38 protein-coding genes are annotated in these 23,475 nt (G+C 55.0%); 36 read left to right on the top strand and 2 right to left on the bottom strand.

The window, feature by feature from the left end; all coding sequences use genetic code 11:
• Positions 1-121: 121 nt before the first annotated feature.
• Positions 122-598: a hypothetical protein gene (locus tag SPV1_RS13970; RefSeq protein ID WP_009850893.1), complete on the bottom strand. Its 477-nt coding sequence runs from the start codon at positions 596-598 to the stop codon at positions 122-124.
• Positions 599-662: 64 nt separating this feature from the next.
• A complete protein-coding gene (locus SPV1_RS09155; protein ID WP_081441984.1) occupies positions 663-1,172 on the bottom strand; it encodes a helix-turn-helix domain-containing protein in 510 nt (169 codons plus the stop codon).
• A 103-nt stretch (positions 1,173-1,275) separates the two neighbouring features.
• Here SPV1_RS09155 and SPV1_RS09150 point away from each other — a divergent pair, with 103 nt between their 5' ends.
• From SPV1_RS09150 to SPV1_RS08985, 36 genes are all read left to right on the top strand, one after another.
• A complete protein-coding gene (locus tag SPV1_RS09150; protein WP_196795121.1) occupies positions 1,276-1,623 on the top strand; it encodes a helix-turn-helix domain-containing protein in 348 nt (115 codons plus the stop codon).
• 2 nt (positions 1,624-1,625) lie between these two features.
• Entirely contained in the window at positions 1,626-1,847 is a 222-nt protein-coding gene (locus SPV1_RS09145; RefSeq protein WP_040881788.1) for a hypothetical protein, read from the top strand.
• Positions 1,844-2,278: a hypothetical protein gene (locus SPV1_RS09140; RefSeq protein ID WP_009850889.1), complete on the top strand. Its 435-nt coding sequence runs from the start codon at positions 1,844-1,846 to the stop codon at positions 2,276-2,278. The genes SPV1_RS09145 and SPV1_RS09140 overlap by 4 nt, the downstream gene beginning before the upstream one ends.
• A gap of 8 nt (positions 2,279-2,286) precedes the next feature.
• Positions 2,287-4,503: a DNA-binding protein gene (locus SPV1_RS13965; RefSeq protein ID WP_196795120.1), complete on the top strand. Its 2,217-nt coding sequence runs from the start codon at positions 2,287-2,289 to the stop codon at positions 4,501-4,503.
• A gap of 57 nt (positions 4,504-4,560) precedes the next feature.
• On the top strand, positions 4,561-5,271 hold the full coding sequence (locus SPV1_RS09130) for an AAA family ATPase (RefSeq protein ID WP_009850887.1): 711 nt from the start codon (positions 4,561-4,563) through the stop codon (positions 5,269-5,271).
• Positions 5,271-5,609 (top strand): hypothetical protein, encoded by a 339-nt coding sequence (locus SPV1_RS09125; protein WP_009850886.1) that lies wholly within the window; start codon positions 5,271-5,273, stop codon positions 5,607-5,609. Before SPV1_RS09130 ends, SPV1_RS09125 begins: the two co-directional genes overlap by 1 nt.
• On the top strand, positions 5,602-5,931 hold the full coding sequence (locus tag SPV1_RS09120; RefSeq protein ID WP_009850885.1) for a helix-turn-helix domain-containing protein: 330 nt from the start codon (positions 5,602-5,604) through the stop codon (positions 5,929-5,931). The genes SPV1_RS09125 and SPV1_RS09120 overlap by 8 nt, the downstream gene beginning before the upstream one ends.
• The gene (locus tag SPV1_RS09115; protein ID WP_009850884.1) at positions 5,924-6,337 is read left to right on the top strand and encodes a hypothetical protein; all 414 of its coding nucleotides are present in this window, start codon (positions 5,924-5,926) and stop codon (positions 6,335-6,337) included. Before SPV1_RS09120 ends, SPV1_RS09115 begins: the two co-directional genes overlap by 8 nt.
• Positions 6,324-6,491 (top strand): hypothetical protein, encoded by a 168-nt coding sequence (locus SPV1_RS14355; protein WP_009850883.1) that lies wholly within the window; start codon positions 6,324-6,326, stop codon positions 6,489-6,491. The genes SPV1_RS09115 and SPV1_RS14355 overlap by 14 nt, the downstream gene beginning before the upstream one ends.
• The gene (locus SPV1_RS09110) at positions 6,481-7,008 is read left to right on the top strand and encodes a host-nuclease inhibitor Gam family protein (protein WP_009850882.1); all 528 of its coding nucleotides are present in this window, start codon (positions 6,481-6,483) and stop codon (positions 7,006-7,008) included. The genes SPV1_RS14355 and SPV1_RS09110 overlap by 11 nt, the downstream gene beginning before the upstream one ends.
• Positions 7,005-7,562, top strand: a complete 558-nt coding sequence (locus SPV1_RS09105; protein ID WP_152909339.1) for a hypothetical protein — start codon at positions 7,005-7,007, stop codon at positions 7,560-7,562. The genes SPV1_RS09110 and SPV1_RS09105 overlap by 4 nt, the downstream gene beginning before the upstream one ends.
• A gap of 363 nt (positions 7,563-7,925) precedes the next feature.
• Positions 7,926-8,846, top strand: a complete 921-nt coding sequence (locus tag SPV1_RS09100) for a hypothetical protein (RefSeq protein WP_152909340.1) — start codon at positions 7,926-7,928, stop codon at positions 8,844-8,846.
• A complete protein-coding gene (locus tag SPV1_RS09095) occupies positions 8,843-9,475 on the top strand; it encodes a hypothetical protein (protein ID WP_009850879.1) in 633 nt (210 codons plus the stop codon). Before SPV1_RS09100 ends, SPV1_RS09095 begins: the two co-directional genes overlap by 4 nt.
• Positions 9,465-9,809, top strand: a complete 345-nt coding sequence (locus SPV1_RS09090) for a hypothetical protein (protein ID WP_009850878.1) — start codon at positions 9,465-9,467, stop codon at positions 9,807-9,809. Before SPV1_RS09095 ends, SPV1_RS09090 begins: the two co-directional genes overlap by 11 nt.
• On the top strand, positions 9,809-10,024 hold the full coding sequence (locus tag SPV1_RS09085; protein WP_009850877.1) for a hypothetical protein: 216 nt from the start codon (positions 9,809-9,811) through the stop codon (positions 10,022-10,024). Before SPV1_RS09090 ends, SPV1_RS09085 begins: the two co-directional genes overlap by 1 nt.
• Positions 10,014-10,460, top strand: coding sequence for a hypothetical protein (locus tag SPV1_RS09080; protein ID WP_196795119.1), 447 nt, complete (start codon positions 10,014-10,016; stop codon positions 10,458-10,460). The genes SPV1_RS09085 and SPV1_RS09080 overlap by 11 nt, the downstream gene beginning before the upstream one ends.
• Positions 10,450-10,881, top strand: a complete 432-nt coding sequence (locus tag SPV1_RS09075) for a gp16 family protein (protein WP_009850875.1) — start codon at positions 10,450-10,452, stop codon at positions 10,879-10,881. Before SPV1_RS09080 ends, SPV1_RS09075 begins: the two co-directional genes overlap by 11 nt.
• A complete protein-coding gene (locus SPV1_RS09070) occupies positions 10,878-11,285 on the top strand; it encodes a Mor transcription activator family protein (protein WP_009850874.1) in 408 nt (135 codons plus the stop codon). Before SPV1_RS09075 ends, SPV1_RS09070 begins: the two co-directional genes overlap by 4 nt.
• A 22-nt stretch (positions 11,286-11,307) precedes the next feature.
• On the top strand, positions 11,308-11,640 hold the full coding sequence (locus tag SPV1_RS09065; RefSeq protein WP_009850873.1) for a hypothetical protein: 333 nt from the start codon (positions 11,308-11,310) through the stop codon (positions 11,638-11,640).
• Positions 11,641-11,821: 181 nt separating this feature from the next.
• Positions 11,822-12,367 carry a glycoside hydrolase family 19 protein gene (locus tag SPV1_RS09060; protein WP_009850872.1) on the top strand — a complete coding sequence of 182 codons (546 nt, stop codon included), beginning with the start codon at positions 11,822-11,824 and terminating at the stop codon, positions 12,365-12,367.
• Positions 12,368-12,434: 67 nt separating this feature from the next.
• The gene (locus tag SPV1_RS09055) at positions 12,435-12,644 is read left to right on the top strand and encodes a hypothetical protein (protein ID WP_009850871.1); all 210 of its coding nucleotides are present in this window, start codon (positions 12,435-12,437) and stop codon (positions 12,642-12,644) included.
• Between the two features lie 70 nt (positions 12,645-12,714).
• Positions 12,715-12,936 carry a hypothetical protein gene (locus SPV1_RS09050; RefSeq protein ID WP_009850870.1) on the top strand — a complete coding sequence of 74 codons (222 nt, stop codon included), beginning with the start codon at positions 12,715-12,717 and terminating at the stop codon, positions 12,934-12,936.
• Positions 12,936-13,508 carry a hypothetical protein gene (locus SPV1_RS09045; protein ID WP_009850869.1) on the top strand — a complete coding sequence of 191 codons (573 nt, stop codon included), beginning with the start codon at positions 12,936-12,938 and terminating at the stop codon, positions 13,506-13,508. Before SPV1_RS09050 ends, SPV1_RS09045 begins: the two co-directional genes overlap by 1 nt.
• A complete protein-coding gene (locus SPV1_RS09040) occupies positions 13,508-13,729 on the top strand; it encodes a TraR/DksA C4-type zinc finger protein (protein WP_009850868.1) in 222 nt (73 codons plus the stop codon). The genes SPV1_RS09045 and SPV1_RS09040 overlap by 1 nt, the downstream gene beginning before the upstream one ends.
• Positions 13,729-14,043 carry a DUF2730 family protein gene (locus SPV1_RS09035; RefSeq protein ID WP_040881784.1) on the top strand — a complete coding sequence of 105 codons (315 nt, stop codon included), beginning with the start codon at positions 13,729-13,731 and terminating at the stop codon, positions 14,041-14,043. The genes SPV1_RS09040 and SPV1_RS09035 overlap by 1 nt, the downstream gene beginning before the upstream one ends.
• A 31-nt stretch (positions 14,044-14,074) precedes the next feature.
• On the top strand, positions 14,075-14,371 hold the full coding sequence (locus SPV1_RS09030) for a VpaChn25_0724 family phage protein (RefSeq protein ID WP_009850866.1): 297 nt from the start codon (positions 14,075-14,077) through the stop codon (positions 14,369-14,371).
• Between the two features lie 2 nt (positions 14,372-14,373).
• Positions 14,374-14,940 carry a DUF3486 family protein gene (locus SPV1_RS09025; RefSeq protein ID WP_009850865.1) on the top strand — a complete coding sequence of 189 codons (567 nt, stop codon included), beginning with the start codon at positions 14,374-14,376 and terminating at the stop codon, positions 14,938-14,940.
• A complete protein-coding gene (locus SPV1_RS09020; protein WP_009850864.1) occupies positions 14,940-16,505 on the top strand; it encodes a hypothetical protein in 1,566 nt (521 codons plus the stop codon). The genes SPV1_RS09025 and SPV1_RS09020 overlap by 1 nt, the downstream gene beginning before the upstream one ends.
• Positions 16,499-18,085 carry a DUF935 domain-containing protein gene (locus SPV1_RS09015; RefSeq protein WP_009850863.1) on the top strand — a complete coding sequence of 529 codons (1,587 nt, stop codon included), beginning with the start codon at positions 16,499-16,501 and terminating at the stop codon, positions 18,083-18,085. The genes SPV1_RS09020 and SPV1_RS09015 overlap by 7 nt, the downstream gene beginning before the upstream one ends.
• A gap of 53 nt (positions 18,086-18,138) precedes the next feature.
• Positions 18,139-18,297 (top strand): hypothetical protein, encoded by a 159-nt coding sequence (locus SPV1_RS14350; protein ID WP_155806663.1) that lies wholly within the window; start codon positions 18,139-18,141, stop codon positions 18,295-18,297.
• An 84-nt stretch (positions 18,298-18,381) separates the two neighbouring features.
• Positions 18,382-19,665: a PBECR2 nuclease fold domain-containing protein gene (locus SPV1_RS09010; RefSeq protein ID WP_009850862.1), complete on the top strand. Its 1,284-nt coding sequence runs from the start codon at positions 18,382-18,384 to the stop codon at positions 19,663-19,665.
• Between the two features lie 103 nt (positions 19,666-19,768).
• Positions 19,769-20,242 carry a phage virion morphogenesis protein gene (locus SPV1_RS09005; protein ID WP_009850861.1) on the top strand — a complete coding sequence of 158 codons (474 nt, stop codon included), beginning with the start codon at positions 19,769-19,771 and terminating at the stop codon, positions 20,240-20,242.
• Between the two features lie 255 nt (positions 20,243-20,497).
• A complete protein-coding gene (locus SPV1_RS09000) occupies positions 20,498-21,538 on the top strand; it encodes a phage protease (RefSeq protein ID WP_009850860.1) in 1,041 nt (346 codons plus the stop codon).
• A 3-nt stretch (positions 21,539-21,541) separates the two neighbouring features.
• Positions 21,542-21,943: a hypothetical protein gene (locus tag SPV1_RS08995; RefSeq protein WP_009850859.1), complete on the top strand. Its 402-nt coding sequence runs from the start codon at positions 21,542-21,544 to the stop codon at positions 21,941-21,943.
• Positions 21,944-22,113: 170 nt separating this feature from the next.
• Positions 22,114-23,040, top strand: coding sequence for a Mu-like prophage major head subunit gpT family protein (locus SPV1_RS08990; RefSeq protein ID WP_040881916.1), 927 nt, complete (start codon positions 22,114-22,116; stop codon positions 23,038-23,040).
• Between the two features lie 78 nt (positions 23,041-23,118).
• Positions 23,119-23,400, top strand: a complete 282-nt coding sequence (locus SPV1_RS08985; protein ID WP_009850857.1) for an HI1506-related protein — start codon at positions 23,119-23,121, stop codon at positions 23,398-23,400.
• Positions 23,401-23,475: the final 75 nt, after the last annotated feature.

The following is a 23,475-nucleotide window of genomic DNA, read 5'->3' as shown; positions in this document are numbered from 1 at the left end:
GAAATAGCGGGAAAAACAAAGGCATTAAAGAGAATTTAAAGCGCCTATAAAGAAACGGTCAAAAATTTACTGCGACACATGGACGGATAGCAATTTGGACGCTTGCGACACATGGTTTTGGTTATTGGTAATCAGACACCAGCACAACCTTTCCAGTTTTATCGAGTGAAAAAATCTGGTTCTGAATGATATATGCACCGAAGGCATTCTTGGCGCGATACTTCACCCGCACCATGAAGTATTCACCACCCTTGATGACCTTGCTCCATTCAACTATTTGCAATGAGGAAGGATCATTGAGGTTGCGTTGCAGGTAATCTTCAATCTGAGATACCGACCCATCCCAAGAGCTATTATATACGACGGCGTGCTTAACAGAATTTGCTTTGGAAGAAGCTGTTTTTTTTACCGAAGGCGCGACAAATAGGCCGACAACACCAAGAATAACCGCAATGAAAAGAAACCCTCCGCCAAACCTACTTACCACCAGCCCCCTATTTGATGTGAATACAATACCTGGGTGAATAAGTCCAATTAACATCAGTAGAAGAGGGGTGATAAATGCGATAGCAATAGCGATAATCGTAAAGCTTTCCATCTTACACCTCCTGATCGGCAAATACTACCTTACTTACTATATATAGCATACTCAATGGGTTTAATCATCCATAAAGCCTGGTGATGTTGTTAGCGATGGTGGCGAGCTGGCGCAGCGCCTTTTGTCTGTTTTCAGGATCAGGGAAGTCGGCCAGGATATCCACGTATGCTCTGGCGGCCATCTCACCGATATCTTTGGCCGGGATGGCTGTTTTTTGCGTATAGGCCGCATCCATAAAGATAGCCATGATCTGCCCCATCAGATCAATATCGAACCCAGCCGGTGCAGCAAGCTCATCACCAGGGAGCATCGGGCCTTCGCCTGTAGCCAGCCATTCGATATTAACATCCGTTGCTTTGGCGATAGCTACAATCGTATCTATCTTGGCCTTGCTATCTCCAGCAATGATACGATGCAGCTGGGACTCTGACACATCAGTCATTTCTGCGAGCTTTCTCTTCCCGCCAATAAGGCTAGATGCCGCACTTATGCGCGTTCCGATTCCATCGACGAGAATCGGAACTGTGAGTTCCGATTTGTCATAGCGCTCCGATTCTCTATCTTTCTCTATCATATCAACACTTTACCACACATAAGAAATGCATATTGCATAAGTGCAAATCGGAACTCGCACTTATGCTTGACAAGCGTCGCATATCTGCACTATATTTCGCCACATGACGAGCGAAAGTACAAAAATAGACATGCAGCCAAAAAGGGTCAAAAGACCCCGTACAGGATGGCACCGCGAGGATATCAAGGCTGAGCTGCGTAAGCGCGGATGGCCGCTGGTTCGCGTATCCACAGAGCATGGTTACGCACGGAAATCCGCGCAGGCCACCCTGGGTCATTCATGGCCGAAGATGGAGCGCATTATAGCCAATATCCTTGAGGTTGAGCCCTGGGAGATCTGGCCGCATCGCTATAACGACTACGGACAGCCTGTCCAGGACGGCAATCCCAACATGGTTAAGTTAAGCCATGCAGGCCGCCCGCGCAACGTCGAACTTCAGGTGGTGAAGTAGACATGCGCCATTGCCCAACTGCAAATGATATGCAACGAGAGTTTTTCAGCATATTGGCCACATCAGAATTGTCTGATGATGAGCGGGATCTGCTTGAAGCACGCATTGATGAATATTTATACCACGAAACGCTGCTTATAAATACAACAAAACTGCTTGCATTGCGTGATATTTTACACCGCAGAGAAACAATAAAAAAAGCAAAACAGGACGGCACCGCATGAGAAAGGTGGTTGATTCTCGAACGCTGGATCTCTTCTCTGTACCTGTTCAAAGCACCATTCCCGGAGCATTAAATCTCAACCTTGAAGTGCCCGGCATGCTCTCTTTGGCCATTAAGGATAGCGGCATGGATCGCGATGTGATTGCCTTCCAGATGAGCCGCCTTACTGGCGACCATATCTCCGAAGATATGCTCAATGCCTGGACAGCGAAATCAAAAACACAGTGGCGCTTCCCCTTACAATATTTGGCCGCATTTGAAGTGGCCACAGGCACCCATCTGGTGAGCCATCATATGGCCGAAAAATGCGGCGGTACATTCCTGATCGGTGCCGATGTCCTGCAAGCCAGACTCGGCAAGCGGCTATCACAGAAAAAGCAACTGGAAGAGGAAATCCGCGATCTGCAAAAGCGGATTAGTGGCGCAGTATGAACGCATGGATGCCAGCTTCAGAACTAGCAGGCCTGCCTGGACTTCCCGGCACTGATCGCGGAATCAGAAAACTGGCGGATCGTGAAGGTTGGCAGTCACGCAAGCGTCAGAAAGGAAAAGGCCTGGAATATAGCCCTTCAAGCCTGCCGGAAGTCACCCGCACCCATCTGGCGCACCTTAGCGTGAAGGCGGCGATGGATGAGGTCTCAAAGCAGCCGGAATATGCCCAGTATGCCGAAGCTGAACCGGTAGAAAGCATCCCCGGCGTCAAGACACGCGAGATGCTGGATGAAGAGGCCGCTGAGCATCGCCGGTTGATTGCGCGCGGCATTGCCGAGTTTGCCAGTATTCCAGCCGGTCATCGCAGGAAAAAGAAGGCCATCGCGCGCCGCTGGATCATGACTGCGCTGGGCAATTTTATTCGTGACCATAAATGCTCACGCACAGCTGCATATCATGGCCTTTCAGCAGCGATTGAAAGCGGCGAATACGCCCTGCCTGAGTGGGTGCAGGCTGAAATGCCTACCTATCGCGGCCAGCAGAGCCTGAAGCCCGCGACGCTGGCCAAATGGGACGCTGATTATCGAGAAAAAGGCATCATGGCCCTGACAGATGGCTACGGCAATCGCAAACATCAATCAATCATCGAGACAAATGAAGGGCTCTTCCGGCTGGTGATTGGCGCCATGATTAAAGCGCCGCAAATCACCGGCAAAGCGATGATCGAATTCATCGAGGCAACCAATCGTCTGCGTGCCCCTACTGCTGATGCACCCGCATTGCCAGTGCCCAGTCAACGCGCCTATGAGCGGTTTCGTGGTAGCTGGATTGCGGAAAACAAACAGATATGGACCAAGATCATCAATCCGGATCAGTGGAAAAATGTGTATATGTCCGCCGCCGGTTCACATACCGAGAATATCAACAGACTGAATCAGCTATGGGAGCTGGACAGCACGCCTGCCGACTGGTTGCTGACCGATGGCCGCCACTCAGTGGTTGGCGTGATCGATATGGACAGCAAGCGGCTGAAATATTACGTCTCAAAAACCAGCAAATCGATGGCTGTATGTCAGGTCACCCGCCGGGCAATACTCGACTGGGGTGTACCTGAAGGCGTGCGTACTGATAACGGCAAGGATTATGTCTCTGATCAGTACGACATGGTGCTGGATGGCCTGACTATCGCCCACCAGGTATGCATCCCGTTTGCCTCTGAAGAGAAAGGAACTATCGAGCGAGTCATGCGCACGATGAGCCACGGCATTCTGAATCTTCTGCCCGGCTTTATCGGCCACAATGTGGCTGAACGTAAGGCGATTGAAGCACGCAAAAGCTTCTCTGCCCGCCTGATGACACATGGTGAAATCGTGGAAGTGGAGATGACAGCCGCCGATCTGCAGCAGCATCTGGATGACTGGTGTGAACACTATTATGGCAATGACAAACATGCCGGCCTCGGCATGAGCCCGAACCAGAAGGCCCGCAGTTACCGTGGCACGATCCGCCGTATCGAAGATGAACGGGCACTGGATATGCTGCTCTGTGAAATCGGCGGCGTGCGCAGGATAGGCAAGAAAGGCGTCCGCTTTGAAAATCACACCTATTTCAATGATGAGATCGGTCAATATATCGGCAAAAACGCCCTGCTCAAGTACGACGAACAGGATATAGGCCGGCTTTACGCCTATGTAGAAGATCGTTTTATCGGCGTTCTGCTGTGCCATGAAATCCTGGGCATATCGCGCCAGGAGGCTGCAGTCGCAGTCAAATCCAAACAGAAGAAGCTGCTTGCCGAGCAGACCAAAGAATATCGCGCCTTCAGCAAGGAAATCAAAACCAACATGGCCGAAACGGTGCTGGAGCATCGCATTGCCGAGTCCGAAAACATCGTATCCATACCGCACCGATCAGAAGTACATCGGACTACAGGACTGCATGAGGCAGGTAGAGCAGCGCGCAATGGTGAAGATGTTATCAAGCCGCTTTCAGAGCGTGAACAGGTTGAATTCGAGCGGCTTAAGGCTGCCGATAGCGAGGCTGAAAATGTCACCAGCATACTCGAGTTCGGCGATGACCCAGTGCGTAACTTCCGTCTTTGGGAAACGCTGCAGGCGCGTGATGCACGCGGAGATCAACTGAAGCCGAGAGAACGCGAGATGATGGTGTCCTATGCCCGCAGCAATGAGTACGTGGCCATGAAGAAGTTTAACGAAGCTGAATAAAAAAAGGCTGCCCGACCGTGAGAAGTCAACAGGCAGCCAATTCAAGGAGAGAGAACGATGCGATCAAAGATATTGAAAGTCAAGAATGTGGCCCGGCTGACCATTGCCGGAGAAGCGCTTACCAGCCGCTCTATCGGCATGCCCGGTATGGGGTTGATATATGGCCCGACCGGCGCCGGAAAAACCACTGCCATCACGTGGTATATCAATCAGTGCAACGGTGTTTATGTGCGGGCATGGGCGGTCTGGTCCCCTTCCGCCATGCTTGAGGCGATCAGCTCAGAACTGAACCTGCCTAAGATGCGCTCGCTGGCATCAATGGCCGCCGCCATCGTGGCCAAGCTGGAAGAGACAGGCCGGCCGTTGTTTATCGATGAGGCTGATTATGTGATCGAGCAGCAACGCATGGTGGAAACCCTGCGCGATCTGCACGATATGAGCGCAGTTCCAGTGATTCTCATCGGCATGGAAGGAATCCATCGCAAGATCCAGGCGCGCAAGCAGGTATCGGGCCGTCTGGCCGAATGGGTCGAGTTCACGCCGTGCGATCTGGATGATGCCCGCCTGCTGGCCGATGGACTGTGTGAAGTGATTGTCGATGATGATCTGCTTGCAGCCCTGCATAAATCCACCCACGGTCTGGCCCGCAATATGACAGTCGGCCTGTCTCGTATCGAGGCACGTGGTAAAAAGAACGGCAAGGCTCGCATGTCGCTGGCCGACTGGCCGAAGGGTGAGCCGTTCTTTGTCGGTCCGGAGGTCGGCTGATGGCGCGACTGATTGGGTGCGGAACCAAAAACCCGCACAGGACATCACGCTATCGCGCCTGGCAGTCGATGCGCATGCTGCGCCGTTTCACCATCCCCGAGATCGTGGCAACAGCCGAGATCAGCGACAGCAACGCCACCAAATATATCCGGGCACTGGTTGCCTCCGGACACCTGCGCATTGCCCGCGCCAAGCGGCATGGATCGGCCGGCGGCCATGCTATTTATGCAGTGGCCAACAACAGCGGACCAATCCAGCCGGTGGCAGGTAAAGGCGGCGTTGTTTTCGACCCCAATTCCGGAAAAACCTTCGATCCGGCGGAGGTGAGTGATGAGTGAGGCGTGGATTATCGTACTGCGTAAAGCCTGCAAAATTAACAGCCAGGCTGCTGTTGCTACCCAGATCGGTATGAGTCCGGCGGTCGTGAATCAGGTGCTTAAAGGCACGTATAACGGTCGCTTGGATAATGTTCAAAAGCGCGTTGAAGGCGCTCTGATGGGCATCACCGTCGATTGCCCCGTGATCGGAGATATCCCGCTAAACCGCTGTATTGAAAACCAGTCGCGGCCATTCGCTGCCACCAATCCGCTGCGCGTGATGCTGCATCGGGCCTGCAAAACATGCCGCAACAACAGAAATACAGGAGGAAGTGATGAATAATCTAGCATGTAAATGGAGAGTAGCGCCGACAACAAATATATCTGACTTCACCATCGAGCAGATCACCGATGATCGGATCAATATGCTCGGTGTTAGATTTCAGGCCAACCGCATCTTTGCTTTGATGGGTTTGACGTTCGTGGAATATCTGGAGTCACCGCGGCAATACGATCGCATTGCTGCGCACCTCGATGCCGGCGGAGGCTGCCGGAGAGAGGGTGGTGAATTGGTGATCAATACCCCTGCCCCGCGCGCTGGTGAATGCGGCTGGTGCGAGCGCTTCTGGAGCATGGCATCCGGCGGTCTGGACGAAAAGGACCTATGCCCGGAGTGCCGTCGTTCATTCATCAGATCACGTCTATATAGCACGCAGACACGCAGGGAGCAGCGCCATGCTCACGGATAATGAGGCATCGCTGCTGATGATCGCTGTGATGGTTGTGGCCCTCATCGTCACGCTGGCCGGCCTGCGCTACATCACTTCCGACATGCAAAAATGGGATGAAGAATCAAAAGATATCGAGCGCTGGCTCGAGCAAGGAGAAGATCATGGCAAGTAATGCAAAACGCATCAAAAACAAGGCTGTAGGACCTGTTCCACAGAGCCGGGATGAGGCTCGGGAATATATGCGCCGGATCGGCAGCCATCAGAACGAGCGCAAGCGGATCGAAGCCACTATGAATGAGCAGATCCAGAAGATCCGCGACAAGTATCAGGCGCTGGCGGCACCGCATGCCGAGCAGATCAATGAGCTCTCGCAGGGCCTGCATGTGTGGTGCGAGGCCAATCGCGGCGATCTCACCAACAACGGCAAGCGCAAGTCGGCTGACCTCGGAGCTGGTGAAATAGCCTGGCGCATTACGCCGCCGAAGGTGTCGCTGCGCAACATCATGGGCGTGATTGAAAACCTGAAGTCGCTGGGCCTCGATCGCTTTATCCGCAGCAAGGAAGAGATCAACAAGGATGCCATTCTGGCCGAGCCTGATGCAGTTGATGGTATTGCCGGCATCAGCATCACCCAGGGCGAAGATTTCGTGATCAAACCGCACGAGTCCGAGCTTGAGGAGGTGGCGTGATGAATAGCTCATGCGAAGATACCTGCCGCAACCTTCCTGCGGGGGAACATTCGGCATTCTGCCCTTTAAGCTATTATGCCGAGCGCATCTATATGTATATAGCTGATGAGGAACCGCTGCTGGCAAAGCTGCGCTTGCTGCAAAATCCGGAGCCAGTGGATCTCGGTGTATCGGTCATAAAGGTACGGATAAACGAAAATTTAAGCAGCCCCATCAAACGAGAACCAGTGAAGCAAGAAGCCGTTGCAAAACAGGATAAGCCCGCTGCAAATGTTTCGAGTGAAGCAAAGAAGCGCGGCAAGAAAGCCTCAAAAGCAATGCATATCCAAAAGGCCAGCAAGGCTGAAAAATTCAAAGGCCACAAAGATAGCTGCATGACTGGAAAGGTCCGCCACATCATCAACACATCAGTCGATGATGCACGCTATGCCATTCGCAACTGCGATGACATCAGTGTCCTGACCGCAGCGCTGGACCGGGAATCGACCGACGGCAAGCGCTCCACGTTAATCAAAATGCTGAAGACACGAATCCGCAAACTGGAGGTGGCGTGATGGATTTCACCTGCGCAGAGATATGCCGCAACCTTCCTGCGGGGGAACATTCGGCATTCTGCCCTTTAAATAAAAGTTGTGAGAATTGTGAGCATTACGATAAATCACCTCACATACACCCATGTTCAGATTGTCATTTGCTCAATGAAAAATGGCTGATATGGCAACCAAACGAATGACTATTTTGCCGACGACGGGCCGGGTCATTCATTCCCGAACGGTCGAGGGTCAGCCGGAGGTGCCCACGGGTGGAATAATGCACCACTCAACTCCGGCCGGCAGAGGCGGACTCCAACCGTTGATCTGCTGGCAGTGCCCGGTCTGCCCGAAAAAAACGGGACAAATTGTAAAGGAGGTTCACCAGTGAGCGTATATCTTGAGATGGCACAAAAAAGACTGAAAGAATTCATGGAAGCCAATAAGGCATCCGTGAAAGAAATGGAAAGTATCCTAGGCTTCCGGCCGGGCATCATCACGCCGCTGATGAATCAAAAGGAAGGCTGCAATGCCTATGCCGAGCGCATCTATATGGATATGGCCGATGCTGTACCCCTGCAGCACAAGCTGCATGCGCTGCGCAATCTTGATCTGGAGGATGAATCGGAACCAGTGAAGCAAGAAGCCGTTGCAGTTAAACAGGATAAGCCCTCTGCAAATGTTTCGAGTGAAGCAAAGAAGCGCGGCAAGAAAGCCTCAAAAGCAATGCATATCCAAAAGGCCAGCAAGGCTGAAAAAGGCGCGATTGTAGAGCGGCTGAAGGCGTTCAAGAAATCGCTCGGGCTGAGCTGGGATGAAGTGGCTGAAAGCCTGAATGCCGCCGGCGTTTTTGAGTTCAAGGGCTCACGCATCAGCGTGCAGATATCGCCTTCAACACAAATGTCGAAAGATCTTTTCAACCACTTCAAGGCCGCCCTGGATGTCGCCGAAGCCAACATTGGTGAGCTAAAACAGCCGAAGCCTGAGCGCAAGCAGGTCGAAGCTGCAGTCACAGAATCAGACACGCAGCCTGAAAACCTGCAGCAAAACAGTGCAGATTCGCATGCCGCAGACGCAACCGACCAACATGAGACGCCGGCTGTTTCCGATGAACCACAGATTCCGTCCATCATCCGTATTGCGATCACGCGGGAGGCTGCGCGGCGCTATCTGGAAGACGAGCTGGGTTGTGATATGGAAGAGCTGCGTGCTCTTGCCGATCCGATTGAGTCACTGCTCTATGCCCTGCGCGCCGGCGTTAAAGCCCGTGTGATTGTGCCCATGCATGAAGTGCAGGTGAAGCTGTGACAAAACTCACCTGCCCATCCTGCGGGTGCTCTGGCGATGAGGAGCTGTTCGGCGCTGACATGGAGTGGCGCCGGGCACTCATGATCGCTCTGCAGCTGCCGTCCGATTGCGGGCCATTGGTTGGCCGGTACGTGAAGCTGTTTGCGCCACTAAAGCGCAACCTGTCATCCGCCCGTTCCCGCAAGCTGCTGGATGAAGTCTCGGAGCTGGTACTGGCCGAGTCGATCGCATTCGATCGCGCCAGCTATCACATCCCATCGAATATCTGGGCTCAGTCTTTGCAGATCATGTTGGATAAGCCTGATCTGCAAAGGCCGATCGCAAATCACAACTATCTGATCAAGGTGGCCATAGGCCAGCTCAGCAAACGCGCCGATATCGATCAGACTGAACGGTATGAAGTCCGGCGCAACAGCGAACCATCGCGGACTACATCAGCCGGCATGCAGGCAATCAGCAAGGCGCTGGATCCGGAGCTGCCGGAGATCCCGGGAGCTGAGCGTGAAGACTGGCTGTATAAAGCCCGATCAGACCTGGTTGGCAAAGGCATGAACGAGAAGTTCATTATCGCTCCGCTCATCGAACAGCGGGCGCGTGAAATGTACCAGGAGGCGCAAAATGGCATTTGATCTGGATCGGGACTCGGTGCTGTCAGCGCTGACAAAGCATATCGGCAAATCGCGCGGTATCACAGCCAGGCAGCTGGTATCTGAAGTAACATGGAAAACGCCGAGCGATGCTCATTGCCGGCGGTTGCGCCATATCATTGAAGATCTGCGCGATGAAGGCCATCACATCTGCGGCCATCCATCATCCGGCTACTTCATCGCAGCAAATGAACAGGAGCTGAACGATACCTGCCGCTTTCTCACCGATCGTGCGCTGGCCAGCCTGAAAAAGGTGGCACGCATGAAGAAAGTCAGCCTGCCGGATATCCACGGCCAGCTGGGGCTGAAGATATAATGTCTACCATCACCATTCGCCCCATCCAGATACGCAGCGCATATATGCGGCCGGCAGTTATGCCGTCTGTCCGCTGCCCGATCGTCAGGGACCTTTCCACCGGGCGCACCGGTACTGAATGGATGGGCATCAATCACTGCAATGCCTGCGCCTATGTGCGCGAGCTGCATATCAATTATGAAACCGGAACCGGGGAGGTGCATTGTGCCGCATAAATCAAACAAGCAACCGACTAGAGAGCAATGGGCTGAAATCGAACGCGAACTATGCAGACCATTTGGCTACGTTTTTTTGGAAATAGACGGTTATGATATCTCCCTTCAAGTCATGCGCGATGGCATGAAACTGGTGATCGGCATCTATGTGGAGCACTTAATGCGTGGTGCCTGGATCGTTGATAATTGTGAGGAGCGCCGCAAGTTTCTGCCCGAGCGCCAGCGCAATCGCTATACAGAAAAGCAGAGAAAGCTGTGGGCGAAACTGGATGGGTTGACCAAACGGCAGCTGGACAAGCAGAAGGCCGAAGGCACCGGATTATATGAAAAAACAACATTTTATTGCTTTCATTTTAACTCGTTCCGAGCCATGAAAAGCAAGCTGGTCAATAATAATGAATGCATCGAAGTAGTGCGGATCGGTCATGGCAGCTAAAACCCCTGCAGAGTATCGCCGCTCCGAGCTGGCCAAGATTCACCTGGCCAAAAAGGATCTCGGGCTGGATGATGATACCTACCGCGATGTGTTGTGGACCATCTGCCGGGTCCGCTCTGCTGCCGATCTGGATAGCACCGCCCGCTTCAAGCTGATCAAGCATTTCGAGTCTCTGGGCTGGAAGCAAAAAGGCAACCGCAACTGGGGCCGTAAACCGGCCGTAACAGCCGATAAAACGCAGCTTCTGAGTAAGCTGGAAGCACTGCTTGCCGATAATCGCCTGGCGTGGAGCTATGCCGACGGCATGGCGCAGCGCATGTTCAAGGTGGATAAAGTGGCATGGCTCAACCCCGAGCAGCTGCGCAAACTGGTTGCAGCCCTGCAGATCAGCGTTAACCGCAAAAAGGCGGTGAAAGAGTGATCACGGAAGACGCCATTGATATCGATCTACTGCCGGAGATCCTGCAGGATATTGTGGCACTAATCGGGCTGCCCATGACGCTGCGCCTGGTGCGTGAATATGGCGGAGTGCGCCTCTATATCCCGAAGCTTGCGGTCGATGATGATCACAACCTGCCGGCACTGATCGGATGCGATGCCACCAGAAAACTGCAGGCCATGTTCGGCGGCGAACCGCATTTCGATATCCCGAAGGCAGAGCGCGCCATGCTGGCTGTCCGTGATCGTGAGATCCGCCGGCAGCGAGTACGTGGTCGGCCGATACGCACGCTGGCGCGAGAATACAAGCTCACAGAGCGGCAGATCCGCTCGATCTGCAACAGCAGCGGCCCGCTTGTCGATGACAGGCAGGCGGTGCTGTTCTAAACTTTAGCCATCAGGAGGCCTTATGAAAAAAGCAATCATCATCGCGGCGCTGTTTTGGAGCCTTCCGGCATTTGCCGGATCTTTCGAGAATGTGCGGGATAAAGCCATGCACGGCGATTACCAGGCGCAACGCAATTTGGCCTACGGATACAGCTCACACCCCTATGCCGGACAGGAGAAGAGCCCGCTTTTGGCCTGTGCCTGGCGCAAGCTGATCCTGCGCTCCGGCAGTGAAAAGGTCGACCAAACTGATACCAACAACTTCCAGGTTTATTGCGGCCAGCTTACTGAAGATCAGCAGCGCATTGCAGAAGCGCAGGCGCAGCGCCTGTTTGCCGAGATTTACAAGCGCTGACGAAAGCGTATCTTTCCCCCCTCTTACACAGCCCGGCCATTGCGCCGGGCTTTTTGTTGCGCGGAAGCTCTTCCGCCTTAACCGCCCACCAGCTTAATCCCATCATCACGCCTATTGCGGGTGCGAGGGGTAACCACTAGTCCGGTTACCCCTCAATCCACCTCCCGCCGAGGTCGTCCACGTGTCTGTCACGCCGAATAATCTCACCGACATACTGGAAATCCCGCGCGACCGCGCTGAAAAGTGGGCCGCCCCGTTGACTGCTGCATGCAGTCACTACGGCATCATCACGCCCCTGCAGGTCGCTGCATTCATTGCCCAGATAGGCCATGAGTCCGGCCGGCTGCGCTATGTACGCGAACTCGGCGGCCACGATTATCTGGACAAATACGATACCGGCCAGCTGGCAGCGCGCCTTGGCAATACCCCCGCAGATGATGACGACGGGCAATTCTATCGCGGACGCGGACTGATCATGGTCACAGGTCACGATAATTATAAGCGCTGCGGCCTCGCCCTCGGGCTGGATCTGCTCAATCACCCGGAGCTGCTGGAGCAGCCGGAGCATGCAGCCATGTCCGCCGCCTGGTTCTGGGATCTGCATCACCTCAATCAACTCGCCGATGTCGGCGACATGCGCGGCATCACCCGCATCATCAATGGCGGTTACAACGGGCTTGGCGATCGACTGAGTCTGTATGCAAAAGCCCTGGAGGTGCTGTCATGACAAAAGTGCAGGAAAGCAGTTTGCACGACCGCAGGTCGCCCATCGGGTGCCGCACAGGAGGTAAGGCATGATTCAAACTATGTTGGATATCTGGTGGCTGCTGTTTGTCACTGCGATCGGTAGCGCCGGTTGGTTTGGCTGGGAGGCATGGAAGGCCGGGAATACCACCGAAGGCTTTGAGGCCTTCGGCGATGCCGTGCTGGCTGCTATCTGCATCATCATAGCCCTGCTCGCGGGCGCTACCATCTGCGCACTCAGGCTGGCGGTGTCGCTATGACAAAAGTACAGGACAGTAGTTTGCACGCGCCAGCGGCGTGCCCGAAGGGTCGAGCACATGGAGGTGCGAGATGAAGCTCATCTCAAATCCAGATGGTACAATCAGCCTCTCCCGCCTCCTCTTTGTCAGCACATGGTTGGTGGTGATGGCGAAGTACATTCTCGCCGATGTTGTTCTCGGCCCCTTTGATGGTACAGCTGCAGCAATGTTGCTCACGTCATGTGGCGGCGCTTATGTATTCCGCGCGCATCAGCAGGGTAAGAATCCAGCCGATCCAAAGGCGAAGCCCTGATGTTCGGTCTGCCTCTCTCATGGATCATCGCAGGCGCGGGGATTGCCGCGCTGGCCGGTTATATCGGCCTGTTGAAGCTCAAGGCTAAACTGGCCAATAAACGCGCTGTAATCGCCACGCAGGAGCGTGACAACGCCCGTGTCGAGCAGCGCACCACACAAACGGCACAAGATGCCGAGCATGCCTATCAGGCCGCGCATGATACGGCCCTGCAAGATACAACCCCGAAGAGAGAGCAGAAAGCCGACAAGGATGTTGGCTCCGGTGGCAGTGGCGGACCGGATCAGTCCGCCACTGCCAATAAGCTGAACAGCCTGTTTCCCGTGTTGCTGCTCTGCCTGGTTCTTGTCGGATGTGCCTCTCCGGCCACGCTGGTAGCCAGCAATCCTGCCGCTCAGGTGGTGATTCCTGCCGCCGATTCTCTGGAGCCGGTCACCTTTTTTGTGCGTGATGGCAACTACTGCCTGGATGATGCTGCAGCCGCAGCGCTGGGACGCAATGTCAAAAAATTAAAAGCCCGAACTGCCGGGCTGGAGGCCGCCCTGCGATCGCTGGGCGCGGAGGTGAAATAGTGGCTGATCCGTGTGATATGGGCTCAGAACGCGAAGAGATATCACGCCAGGAGGCGCTGGACCGTGTGCGCTATCGGCCGCTGGAAGCGCCTCTACTCGATGAGGAATACAGGCGCATCTGTCGTGATTGTGAGTGTCTTATTCCATCTGCACGCCTCGCAGCAGTACCGCATGCCGTGCGCTGCGCATCATGCCAGGAAGAACACGAGGGAGGGAAATGATGGATGCAAATTTCTGGCTGGCTGTGCTGCGGGATGTGTTAACCGGAGCCGTCTACCTCTATGTATTTTTCAGCAACAGGCGCAAGGCAACCACGAAGAACATTGAGGATATGAAGGCCCATGTGGCTGAGCAGCAGAAATTGAATGATAAACGTCTGACCATGCTGGAGTCGGATATCAAGCATCTGCCGACACACACCGATCTGGATTCGATCAACAAAACCCTGTCGAACGTGGAGGGCACGCTAGGCGGCTTGAAGCGAGCCGTGGACTTGATGAACCAGCACCTGCTCAACAGCAAGGGGAAAGCATGACAAAGGCGTATGACAGCAATGGAGGTATGAAATGAACCCATTTGCCGAGGCCAAGGCTGCAGATCGCCGCCTGGCTATCCTGCAGGCACTGGCGGAAGATACAGCGCACCGGATGAATGATCGTGAGCTGCAGCGGATGCTGCACCTGTTCGGTCATGACATGTCGGCAGGTGATGTGCGCAAGGATCTCTCCTGGTTGGCTGCGCGCGGACTGTTGACAGTCGAGCAGGTTGTAACGCTGCAGATTGCCACGCTGACGGAGCTGGGGCTGAGCACCTCAAAAGGCCATAATCATGTTGATGGTGTAGCCCTGCCGAGACTGGATTAAGTATGCCCCGCCCCTCATCCATCGAAGTACTGCCGCCGGATATCCTGGAGAAGCTGCAAGCGCTGCTGCGCGATCGGCGCGTCTCCCAGCTGGAGGTCGTGGCACGTATCAATGATCTGCTGGCCGATCGTGGCGAAAAACCGCTAAGCAAGTCGGCTCTTAATCGTTATGCGGTGAAGATGGATAAGGCAGGCGAAAAGCTGCGCCAGTCGCGCGATATCTCCGAGATGTGGATTGCCAAGCTTGGCAACGCGCCCCAGGGCAAAACCGGTCAGCTGATCAATGAGCTCACCCGCACGATGATTTTCGATGTAAACCTGCAGCTGATGGAAAAGATGGAAGCTGGCGAGGATGTTGATCTGGAAGCCACCATGTCCGTGCTCAAGGATGTGGCGCTTTCCGTTGCCCGTCTGGAGAAAGCCGCCAGCCTCAATGAAGATCGCGAAAAGAAGATCCGCGATGATGAGCGCGCTAGGCTTACCGATGAAGCAACGAAATTTGTCCGCGATCAGGGCTTGTCTGTCAGTCAGGAATCGGAGCTGCGCAACTTCCTGATGCAGGTGTCATAATGGCTCAGCTGACAGACGGTGTTCTGCTCAAGGGTCAGCGCGATTGGGTTGCTGACCCTTCGCCATTGAAGGTTATTCCCAAAGGGCGCCGAACCGGTATCACCTGGGCAGAGGCATCCGACGATGTGCTAATTGCCGCCGCAAGCAAGGCGGCTGGCGGCCAGAATGTCTACTACTACCCGCAGTCGAAAGAGGATGCGATAGAGTATATCGAAACCTGTGCCAAGTGGGCGAAGGCTTACAACAAGGTATGCGGATCTATGGAGGAAGGAAGCTGGGAAGATGAGCTGGGCATGGTATTGCCGGAAGGCGACCCTGATAAAGCGATTAAAACCTACACCATCAAATTCCCGTCCAGCTTCAAGATCCAGGCATTATCATCGGCCCCGGCCCGCGCGCGTGGTAAACAGGGCGTGTTTGTGCTTGATGAGGGTGCTTTCCACCCCAACCTTCCGGGCGTACTCAAATCCGTAGTGGCTGCCATCCTGCGCGGTGGCAAGGTGCGTGTTATCAGTACCCACGACGGAGAAGAGAACCCGTTTAATCAACTGATCGAGGAGATCCGCGCCGGCCGACGTAAAGGCACAGTGCACGACTATCCATTCAGGAAGGCCGTGGCCGACGGCATGTACAAGCGGATCTGCGAGCTCAATGGCGAAGAGTGGAGCCAGGAGAAAGAGGATCAGTGGGTGCTCGATGCCTATGCCTTCTATGGCGAAGATGCCGACGAAGAACTGGATGCTATCCCATCCGCAGGGTCCGGCGTCTATCTGGCTGGCATCCTGATTGAAAAGCGTATGCGCAATGCGCCGGTTCTGCGCATGGAATACGATGATGCATTTTCTCTGAAGCCGATCCCGGAACGCCGCTCAATCTGCGAGGCATGGCTCGATGATCATCTGAAGCCGGTACTGGATATGCTCAATCCAAAACTTGAGCACAGCTATGGACAGGACTTCGGCCGGACAGGAGATCTGTCCGTGATCCCCGTGCTGGCCACGCAGCCGAATCTGGATCGCATCGAGCAGTTTGTGCTGGAGATGCGCAAGGTCCCGTATGATCAACAGGAACAGGTGCTGGACTATATCATCCCGAAGCTGCCCCGCTTTACAGCCGGTAAGCACGATGCGCGCGGCAATGGACAGGCGCTGGCCGAGTATGCAGCCAGCCACTATGGCCATAACCGCATCGAGCAGGTGATGCTCACCGAGGGATGGTACCGGGATAATATGCCGCAGCTCAAAACTGCTTTTGAAGACGGCACGATATCGATCTGCAAATCAGCCGATCACCGCACGGATCTGCGCGCCATCCAGATGATCAAGGGTGTGGCCAGAATTCCGGACAGCTACAAGGGCAAGGGTACCGACGGTAAACAGCGCCACGCCGACTATGCCGTAGCGCTGGCCCTGGCCTATGCCGCATCGCTCGCAGATGTCGCCCCGATCGAATGGACCCCCGCCCCGATCGCGCGATCGCGATGGGACGATGTGGCTGGTGATGATGGTGGCGGACGCGATGATGTATTGCGTGATTCAAGAGATGGAGGTTCAGGGGCATGGTGAAACTATACGATCATCGCGGCAATGAAGTGGATATGGCTGCCCTGCAGGAAGAGCAAACTAGGCGACAGGACGCCCTGGTCGGTTCGCTATATCGTGAGTTTTCCAGCCATCCGTCGCGCGGGCTAACGCCAGGCAGGCTGGCTGCCATTCTGCAAGAGGCCGAGCATGGCAATATCCGGTCTCAGTGCGAACTGTTTGAGGATATGGAGGAGAAGGACGGCCATATTTTCGCTGAGCTATCCAAGCGGAAACGCGCCATTCTGGGGCTTGACTGGTGTATCAAGCCGCCGCGTGGCGCCACGGCTGCAGAACAGGCCAATGCCGAGCGACTTACCGAAATGATCCAGGATATAGAAAACTTCGAGGATGTGCTGTTCGATATGGCCGATGCCATTGGCAAGGGGTTCAGCCACCTGGAATATGAGTGGGAGAATGCGGGCCGTGAGTGGATGCTCAATGAGATAACCCACCGGCCGCCCGAATGGTTCATGCTCAACCCTTATGATCTCAATGAGCTGCGTCTGCGCGGCATGAGCAGTATGGGTGAAGAGTTGCAACCGTTTAGCTGGATTCAGCATGTGCACAAGGCCAAGTCCGGGTACATTGCACGCGCCGGCCTGTTCCGCATTCTTGCATGGCCATACCTGTTCAAGAATTTCAGTGTGCGCGATCTGGCCGAATTTCTGGAGATCTACGGCCTGCCGCTGCGCCTGGGCAAATATCCATCCGGCGCAACACAGGACGATAAAATGACACTGCTGCGCGCCGTTACCCAGATCGGGCATGCAGCTGCCGGCATCATACCCGATGGCATGGCCATTGATTTCACCGAAGCCGCCAAGGGTGCTGCCGATCCATACAAGTGCATGATGGACTGGTGCGAGGGAACCCAATCCAAGGCCATTCTTGGAGGCACACTTACAACCAGTGCACAGAGCACGGGCTTGGGCTCAAACCTCGGTGATGTACACAACGAGGTGCGTCATGATCTGCTTATCAGCGATGCCAGGCAGATTGCCGGCACACTGACAAGGGATATGGTATTCCCGTATGCCGTGCTTAATGGCATCCGGGTTGAGAACAGCCGGCGCATGTATCGCTTCGCCTTTGATACAACAGAAACTGAAGATATGGAGCCGTTCTCCAAAGCGCTGGATAGGCTTGTCGGCGCCGGTGTGCAGGTGCCACGGAACTATCCGAATGAGAAGCTTGGTATTCCTATCCCGGAAGAAGGCCAGCCGGTATTGATGCGCGCGGATAAGCCAGCCACGCCGCCTTCATCCGGATCTGCTGCGCTGAAGGTATCCACTCCGACAGCTTCATTTGCCGAGGCTTCGGCATCACCCGATACATCAGACAGGTTGGCCGAGCAGCTGGCGCGTGAAGCCGAACCGATTACCGATGCGATGGTGAATCAGGCACGATCGCTGATGGATGAGTGTGCTGATCTCTCCGAGTTCGCCGATCGGCTGCCGGAGCTGCTCGGCACAATGGACACGTCTGCCCTCACCGAGCTGATGGATAAGGCATTCGCCACAGCCAACCTGGAAGGCCAGTACGAAGTAAGCCAGGGGCAATAGGCACACACCACAGAACTCGCACCACAGAGTACACGAAGGACACGGAGGAAGGCATGAAGAATAACTATATTGCATCATTATTGATCTGCATTTCATGCACTATCTTATCTGCGCTTGGCCACAATTCAGACTGGCACTGGTTGCTGGTTAGTGATGCCAATGTAGCTGTATTCCTATTGCTGGCTCACTTGATGGACCGCGATAAAAGATGATTTACTCTGCGACCGGGTGCCGGGCAGGAGCCCAAATGCCTCGCGCGCAGGATGCGCAGGAGAGGCCGGTGAAAGGTTCTGACTATGGCCGTTAAATACGGCTCGCTGCCGTTCGATGCGCAGATTGCCTTCTTCAGAAAGAAGCTGGCCATGCCGTCGCGCTCCTGGACCGATATCATGCACGGCGAGCACGATCATGCCTTCGTTGTTGCTGGCGCCACGCGCATGGATCTGGTCACCGATATGCAGGGCGCGGTGCAAAAGGCGATTGAGAACGGCACTACGCTGCATGAGTTCCGCAAGGATTTCGATCGCATTGTGGCCGAGCGCGGCTGGACCGGCTGGACCGGTGAAGGCACAAAGGCCGGCCGCGCCTGGCGCACCAAGGTGATCTATCAAACCAACTTGCGCACCAGCTATGCTGCCGGCCGCTTCGAGCAGCTGCAAAAGCTGGAGTACTGGCAATATCACCATTCGCCTGCCTCCGAAGATCCACGGAAGCAGCATGTCGACTGGGATGGGCTGATCCTGCCTAAGGATGATCCATTCTGGCTCACCCACTACCCGCCCAACGATTTCGGCTGCAAATGCTGGGTCACCGGCCTGAGCAAGCAGCGTATGGCAGCCAAAGGGCTTACACCATCGCAGTCGCCGAAGATCGAAATGGAGCAGAAAACAATCGGCACGCGCGGCCCCAACCCGCGCACGGTTAGCGTGCCGAAAGGTATTGGCCCCGGCTTCGCCTATGCGCCCGGCCGTTCGGCCTGGATGCATGCCCATGTGCCGGCGGAAAAAATGGATGCACCATCGCCGTTTAACAAGCGCGATGCCCATTTCCGCATCATCCCCGATCGTGCGTCTCACGATCTGATGCCGGATCCACGCCCGTTCCCGGCAAAGAAGCTGCTGCCGCCGATGCCGGCCGGTAAGGAAGAGGCCTATGCCAGCGCATTCCTGCAGGCGTTCAAAGCCGATATCGGCAAGCCGGTGGTGTTCACTGATGTTGCCGGCGAATCAATGGTGATCTCCGATGATCTGTTCAAGGATCATACCGGCGCATGGAAAATGCGCCGCGATCGTGATCGCTACCTGCTACTGCTGGCCGATACCGTGCGGGATCCTGATGAAATATGGGCCTTCATGGAATACCATCGGGCCACAAAGCGCACGGTTGCCCGGCGCGTTTATCTCTCCCGACATACCATTAATGGAGAACGGCAGGCAGCCTGGAGTGTGTTCGAGTACGATAAAGATGGCTGGAACGGTGTATCGTCCTATCAGTCCGATCAAAAGCAGTTCGATGAATGGGATAACAAGATTACTCTGAACAGGCGCGGCATCCGGCTGTACAAGCGCGGGGAAAAATGAAGAAGGCCACGCTCCGGCGCAGCCTTCTAATGTCTGTTTCCCGTTGCTGGGTCGCGGAGACCACCCGGTTGCAGACGTGCAGTGGGAATCATAGGCTAACCTGATGGCTGGTGCAAGTGAGATAATATCTATCGAGTATGATGACAAGGCTATCACGGAAGCGCTGGAGCGGCTGCAGAAGGCTACAGGTGATCTGGAGCCGGCATTTATCGATATCGGCGAGCATCTGTTGGAGTCTACCCAGCAGCATTTTGCCGACCAGGTGGATCCGGACGGGAACCCCTGGGCTGAGCTGACTGATGCAACCAAGGCGCGGAAGAAAAAGAATGCCGACAAGATACTGATCGGTGAAGGCGACCTGATGGGGTTTATGCGTTATAATGCCGATCATAACGGATTGGCATTCGGCAGTGATCGGATCTATGCTGCCATGCAGCAGTTTGGCGGCGAGACCGCAGCCAATAGCGCGATACCCGGCAAGACCATCCCCGCCCGCCCCTTCCTCGGCATCAGTGCCGACGATGAGCAAGCGATCATTGGTATCGTCAGTCACTATCTGAGCGGCGTGATATCCTGATCATGGCGCGAGCGCACAGAATCGATTCTAAGGCGTTTTTATAGTCGCTCTGCTGCCTAGCCAATGGCTTTACCGCTCCGACGATTTTTAAACGGGTCTTAAACGGGCTGTGCGCGATTGCGCGTGCGCACGTATGCTGCCGGTTTTGCTTTTTCACTACACCGGTGCCAGAGTGAGCCCGCTTCCGATATCCGAAAGGGTGACGCGGAAGCCCTTCCGCCTTAACTCCCCCTCCCGCCGCCCCATCATTGCGGCATGCGAACCAAGAGAAAATCAAACAAGCCGCAGATTGCGGTTTGTTCATTTGAAATTAGCAGCGCATCCAGCGAGGTACAGCTTACGCCTGCCGGCCACTTTCGGGCGCTCGATGGACGTCCGTTTGATGCCGATTCCTGGTATATCGATGGCGCGATCGCACAGGTAATTATTGCTCAGGCCGCCATACGCAAAACCCCCTACATTATCGATTACGAACATCAGACACTGCTGTCCGAAAAAAACGGCCAGCCGGCTCCGCGCGCCGCCAAATTCACACAAATGGAATGGCGTGAAGGCGAAGGCCTTTTTGCCACCGATGTGGACTGGACCGATCGGGCAAAGAAATTCATTGATGACCGCGAATACGGCTTTCTATCGCCCGTTCTGCCGTATCGCAAAGGAACGGGCGAGGTGCTCGGCTTTATGCATGCAGCCCTCACCAACACACCGGCCATTGATGGCATGGATGAAGTCGTATCACTCGCAGCTGCGAAATTTCAGAGCGACACAACACAGGAGGAAAACCTTATGAACCGCGAAGAACTCATTGCGGCGCTGGGCCTGTCTGCCGATGCAAGCGATGGCGATATCAAAACCGCTATCGCTGCGCTGAAGCAGCAGGCAGCCACCGCCGACACACAGGGGCAGACGATCGCTGCGCTTAAAGCCACGCAATTCAATCCGGCCAGGCACATCGACATCGAAACCTACAACCAGACCAAAGATGAGCTGGTTGCACTGAAGCAGAAGGACCATAACGCTGAGGTGAATGTGCTTGTTACCGCCGGCCTGGCCGACGGCAAGCTGCTGCCAAATCAGGAGGCGTGGGCGCGCAAGCTAGGCGAATCCGATGTCGCTGCGCTCAAACAGTACCTGGATGAGGCCACCGGCCTGGCTGCACTCAAGGGAAGTCAGACAGGCGGCAAGAAGCCTGCGGGTGCAGAGGCCGACGCGCTTAGCGAAACCGAGCTGGCCGTGTGCAGGCAGATGGGCGTGAGTCCTGAAGATTATCAAAAGAACAAGGCCAAGGAGGTATAACCAATGGCTCTGACAGCAGATCGTAATACTCCCATGCGCGACGGGGATCTTATTGAGCCCCCTGTCGCAACAGGCGTTGCCATCAAGTCCGGCTCGCTTGTAGCTGCCAATGCTACCGGCTTTGCTACGCCTGGTGCAGCTGCCACCACCCTGACCTACCTCGGCCGCGCCGAAGAGGCCGTGGATAATACGCTGGGTGCCGATGGCGCCGTAACCGTAAAGGTCCGCCGCAAGAAGGCATTCAAGTTCGCCAACTCGGCAACGGATGCCGTCACCCAGGCGAGCCTCGGCAAGGCCTGCTACATCGAGGATGACCAGACGGTCGCAGCAACCAATGGCACGGGCACGCTCTCCGCCGCCGGCACTGTCATCGGCATCGACACAGACGGCGTCTGGGTCGAATAAACAAACCACTACATACAAAGCGAGGTAATAAAATCATGAAACATATTCTCAGAACCATAGGTGCGATGTCTGTATTTGCCATCATCGCCTGCTGCTGGTTTGTCGGTGAGCCGGCACATGCCGCAACGCTGATCACGCCGGAAAACGTCGCAGGCATGGCCTTCGGCGGCTTGCTGGTCAACAAGGATTCCCTTGATGTCATTTTCACCAACCTGAAGACACTGTTCAATAATGCATTCACCGGTGCCGAGACAACCTGGCAGAAAATTGCAATGGAGGTCCCTTCAACCGGCAGCAAGAATGATTACGCCTGGCTGTCGATGTTTCCCAAGATGCGCAAATGGGTTGGCGAAAAGTTCATAAATAACTTCGAAGCCTTCAAGTATGCGATCGTCAACGATGATTTCGAGGCGACGGTGGTAGTAAAACGCAACGATATCGAAGATGATAACCTGGGCATATACAACCCGCAGGCGCAGATGGCCGCCTATTCATCGGCACAGCTCCCCGACGAGCTGGTGTATGAAGCAGTGAATGCTGCTTTCACAGCACTCTGCTACGACGGGCAATACTTCTTCGATATCGATCACCCGGTGAATGATCCGGCTACAGGTCTGCCGGCAAGCGTGAGCAATAAGGGCACGAAGAAGCTCTCCTGCGCCACACTGGCTGCTGCCCAGGCATCGCTGGGTGTAGCCCGCACGACCATGCGCAAGTTCAAGGATGATGAGGGACGTCCACTGGGCGTGCGCCCGAAAGTGCTACTGGTTCCACCGGCTCTGGAAGATACGGCTAATGTGCTGGCCAACAACGAGCGCCTGGAGGATGGCAAGCAGAATCCGTACAGGGGCACGGTTGAAGTGGTAGTCGGTGACTGGCTGACCAGTGATACAGCCTGGTTCCTGCTGGATACCAGTAAGCCTGTGCGGCCGTTCATCTACCAGAACCGCAAAGCGCCTGTCTTCGTACAGCAGATTGATCCGATGGCTGACAACGTGTTCAACCGTGCTGAGTTCAACTTCGGTGCAGAGGCGCGCGCCGCAGCAGGCTACGGCTTCTGGCAGCTCGCCTGGGGTAGCGACGGAACTGTGGCTTAAGGAGGGGTCGGGGCGGCTTCGGCCGCCCCGTTTTCCTATGCCTTAAGGCAACCGTAAAAACCATTTAAGGAGCATTTTATGACTGCAAATAAAACCGATTCACCTGCTGAAAAGTCCGCTGCTGAAAAGGCTGATGCTGAAAAGGCTGATGCTGAAAAAGCTGCTGCTGAAAAAGCTGGCAAAAAAGCGCCGGCTCTGAGTATCACGTCGAGTGTTGAGGGTTTTCGTCGTGCCGGGCATGCGTTCGGCAGCAAGGAAACCATCATCAAGCTTTCTGACCTGAGCGATGAGCAGATTGCCGCCCTGAAGGCGGAGCCGAAGCTGGCCGTAACAGAAACAACCGTAGCAGGCGCTGCATAACATGATGTATATCACTCGTAGCGAGATGATTCTCCGCTTTGGCGAAGGGGAGATGATCCAACTGACGGATCGATC

The sequence above is a fragment of the Mariprofundus ferrooxydans PV-1 genome, assembly GCF_000153765.1.
Classification (GTDB): domain Bacteria; phylum Pseudomonadota; class Zetaproteobacteria; order Mariprofundales; family Mariprofundaceae; genus Mariprofundus; species Mariprofundus ferrooxydans.
Note: the sequence above shows the minus strand (reverse complement) of the source record. Positions and strands in the feature narration are given on the sequence as shown.

Bases quoted from the DNA above. Each gene is read 5' to 3' on its own strand.
- SPV1_RS13970 (WP_009850893.1), bottom strand. From the start codon at position 598: ATGGAAAGCTTTACGATTATCGCTATTGCTATCGCATTTATCACCCCT.
- SPV1_RS09155 (WP_081441984.1), bottom strand. From the start codon at position 1,172: ATGATAGAGAAAGATAGAGAATCGGAGCGCTATGACAAATCGGAACTC.
- SPV1_RS09150 (WP_196795121.1), top strand. From the start codon at position 1,276: ATGACGAGCGAAAGTACAAAAATAGACATGCAGCCAAAAAGGGTCAAA.
- SPV1_RS09145 (WP_040881788.1), top strand. From the start codon at position 1,626: ATGCGCCATTGCCCAACTGCAAATGATATGCAACGAGAGTTTTTCAGC.
- SPV1_RS09140 (WP_009850889.1), top strand. From the start codon at position 1,844: ATGAGAAAGGTGGTTGATTCTCGAACGCTGGATCTCTTCTCTGTACCT.
- SPV1_RS13965 (WP_196795120.1), top strand. From the start codon at position 2,287: ATGCCAGCTTCAGAACTAGCAGGCCTGCCTGGACTTCCCGGCACTGAT.
- SPV1_RS09130 (WP_009850887.1), top strand. From the start codon at position 4,561: ATGCGATCAAAGATATTGAAAGTCAAGAATGTGGCCCGGCTGACCATT.
- SPV1_RS09125 (WP_009850886.1), top strand. From the start codon at position 5,271: ATGGCGCGACTGATTGGGTGCGGAACCAAAAACCCGCACAGGACATCA.
- SPV1_RS09120 (WP_009850885.1), top strand. From the start codon at position 5,602: ATGAGTGAGGCGTGGATTATCGTACTGCGTAAAGCCTGCAAAATTAAC.
- SPV1_RS09115 (WP_009850884.1), top strand. From the start codon at position 5,924: ATGAATAATCTAGCATGTAAATGGAGAGTAGCGCCGACAACAAATATA.
- SPV1_RS14355 (WP_009850883.1), top strand. From the start codon at position 6,324: ATGCTCACGGATAATGAGGCATCGCTGCTGATGATCGCTGTGATGGTT.
- SPV1_RS09110 (WP_009850882.1), top strand. From the start codon at position 6,481: ATGGCAAGTAATGCAAAACGCATCAAAAACAAGGCTGTAGGACCTGTT.
- SPV1_RS09090 (WP_009850878.1), top strand. From the start codon at position 9,465: ATGGCATTTGATCTGGATCGGGACTCGGTGCTGTCAGCGCTGACAAAG.
- SPV1_RS09085 (WP_009850877.1), top strand. From the start codon at position 9,809: ATGTCTACCATCACCATTCGCCCCATCCAGATACGCAGCGCATATATG.
- SPV1_RS09075 (WP_009850875.1), top strand. From the start codon at position 10,450: ATGGCAGCTAAAACCCCTGCAGAGTATCGCCGCTCCGAGCTGGCCAAG.
- SPV1_RS09065 (WP_009850873.1), top strand. From the start codon at position 11,308: ATGAAAAAAGCAATCATCATCGCGGCGCTGTTTTGGAGCCTTCCGGCA.
- SPV1_RS09055 (WP_009850871.1), top strand. From the start codon at position 12,435: ATGATTCAAACTATGTTGGATATCTGGTGGCTGCTGTTTGTCACTGCG.
- SPV1_RS09050 (WP_009850870.1), top strand. From the start codon at position 12,715: ATGAAGCTCATCTCAAATCCAGATGGTACAATCAGCCTCTCCCGCCTC.
- SPV1_RS09045 (WP_009850869.1), top strand. From the start codon at position 12,936: ATGTTCGGTCTGCCTCTCTCATGGATCATCGCAGGCGCGGGGATTGCC.
- SPV1_RS09035 (WP_040881784.1), top strand. From the start codon at position 13,729: ATGGATGCAAATTTCTGGCTGGCTGTGCTGCGGGATGTGTTAACCGGA.
- SPV1_RS09030 (WP_009850866.1), top strand. From the start codon at position 14,075: ATGAACCCATTTGCCGAGGCCAAGGCTGCAGATCGCCGCCTGGCTATC.
- SPV1_RS09025 (WP_009850865.1), top strand. From the start codon at position 14,374: ATGCCCCGCCCCTCATCCATCGAAGTACTGCCGCCGGATATCCTGGAG.
- SPV1_RS09020 (WP_009850864.1), top strand. From the start codon at position 14,940: ATGGCTCAGCTGACAGACGGTGTTCTGCTCAAGGGTCAGCGCGATTGG.
- SPV1_RS09015 (WP_009850863.1), top strand. From the start codon at position 16,499: ATGGTGAAACTATACGATCATCGCGGCAATGAAGTGGATATGGCTGCC.
- SPV1_RS14350 (WP_155806663.1), top strand. From the start codon at position 18,139: ATGAAGAATAACTATATTGCATCATTATTGATCTGCATTTCATGCACT.
- SPV1_RS09010 (WP_009850862.1), top strand. From the start codon at position 18,382: ATGGCCGTTAAATACGGCTCGCTGCCGTTCGATGCGCAGATTGCCTTC.
- SPV1_RS09005 (WP_009850861.1), top strand. From the start codon at position 19,769: ATGGCTGGTGCAAGTGAGATAATATCTATCGAGTATGATGACAAGGCT.
- SPV1_RS09000 (WP_009850860.1), top strand. From the start codon at position 20,498: ATGCGAACCAAGAGAAAATCAAACAAGCCGCAGATTGCGGTTTGTTCA.
- SPV1_RS08995 (WP_009850859.1), top strand. From the start codon at position 21,542: ATGGCTCTGACAGCAGATCGTAATACTCCCATGCGCGACGGGGATCTT.
- SPV1_RS08985 (WP_009850857.1), top strand. From the start codon at position 23,119: ATGACTGCAAATAAAACCGATTCACCTGCTGAAAAGTCCGCTGCTGAA.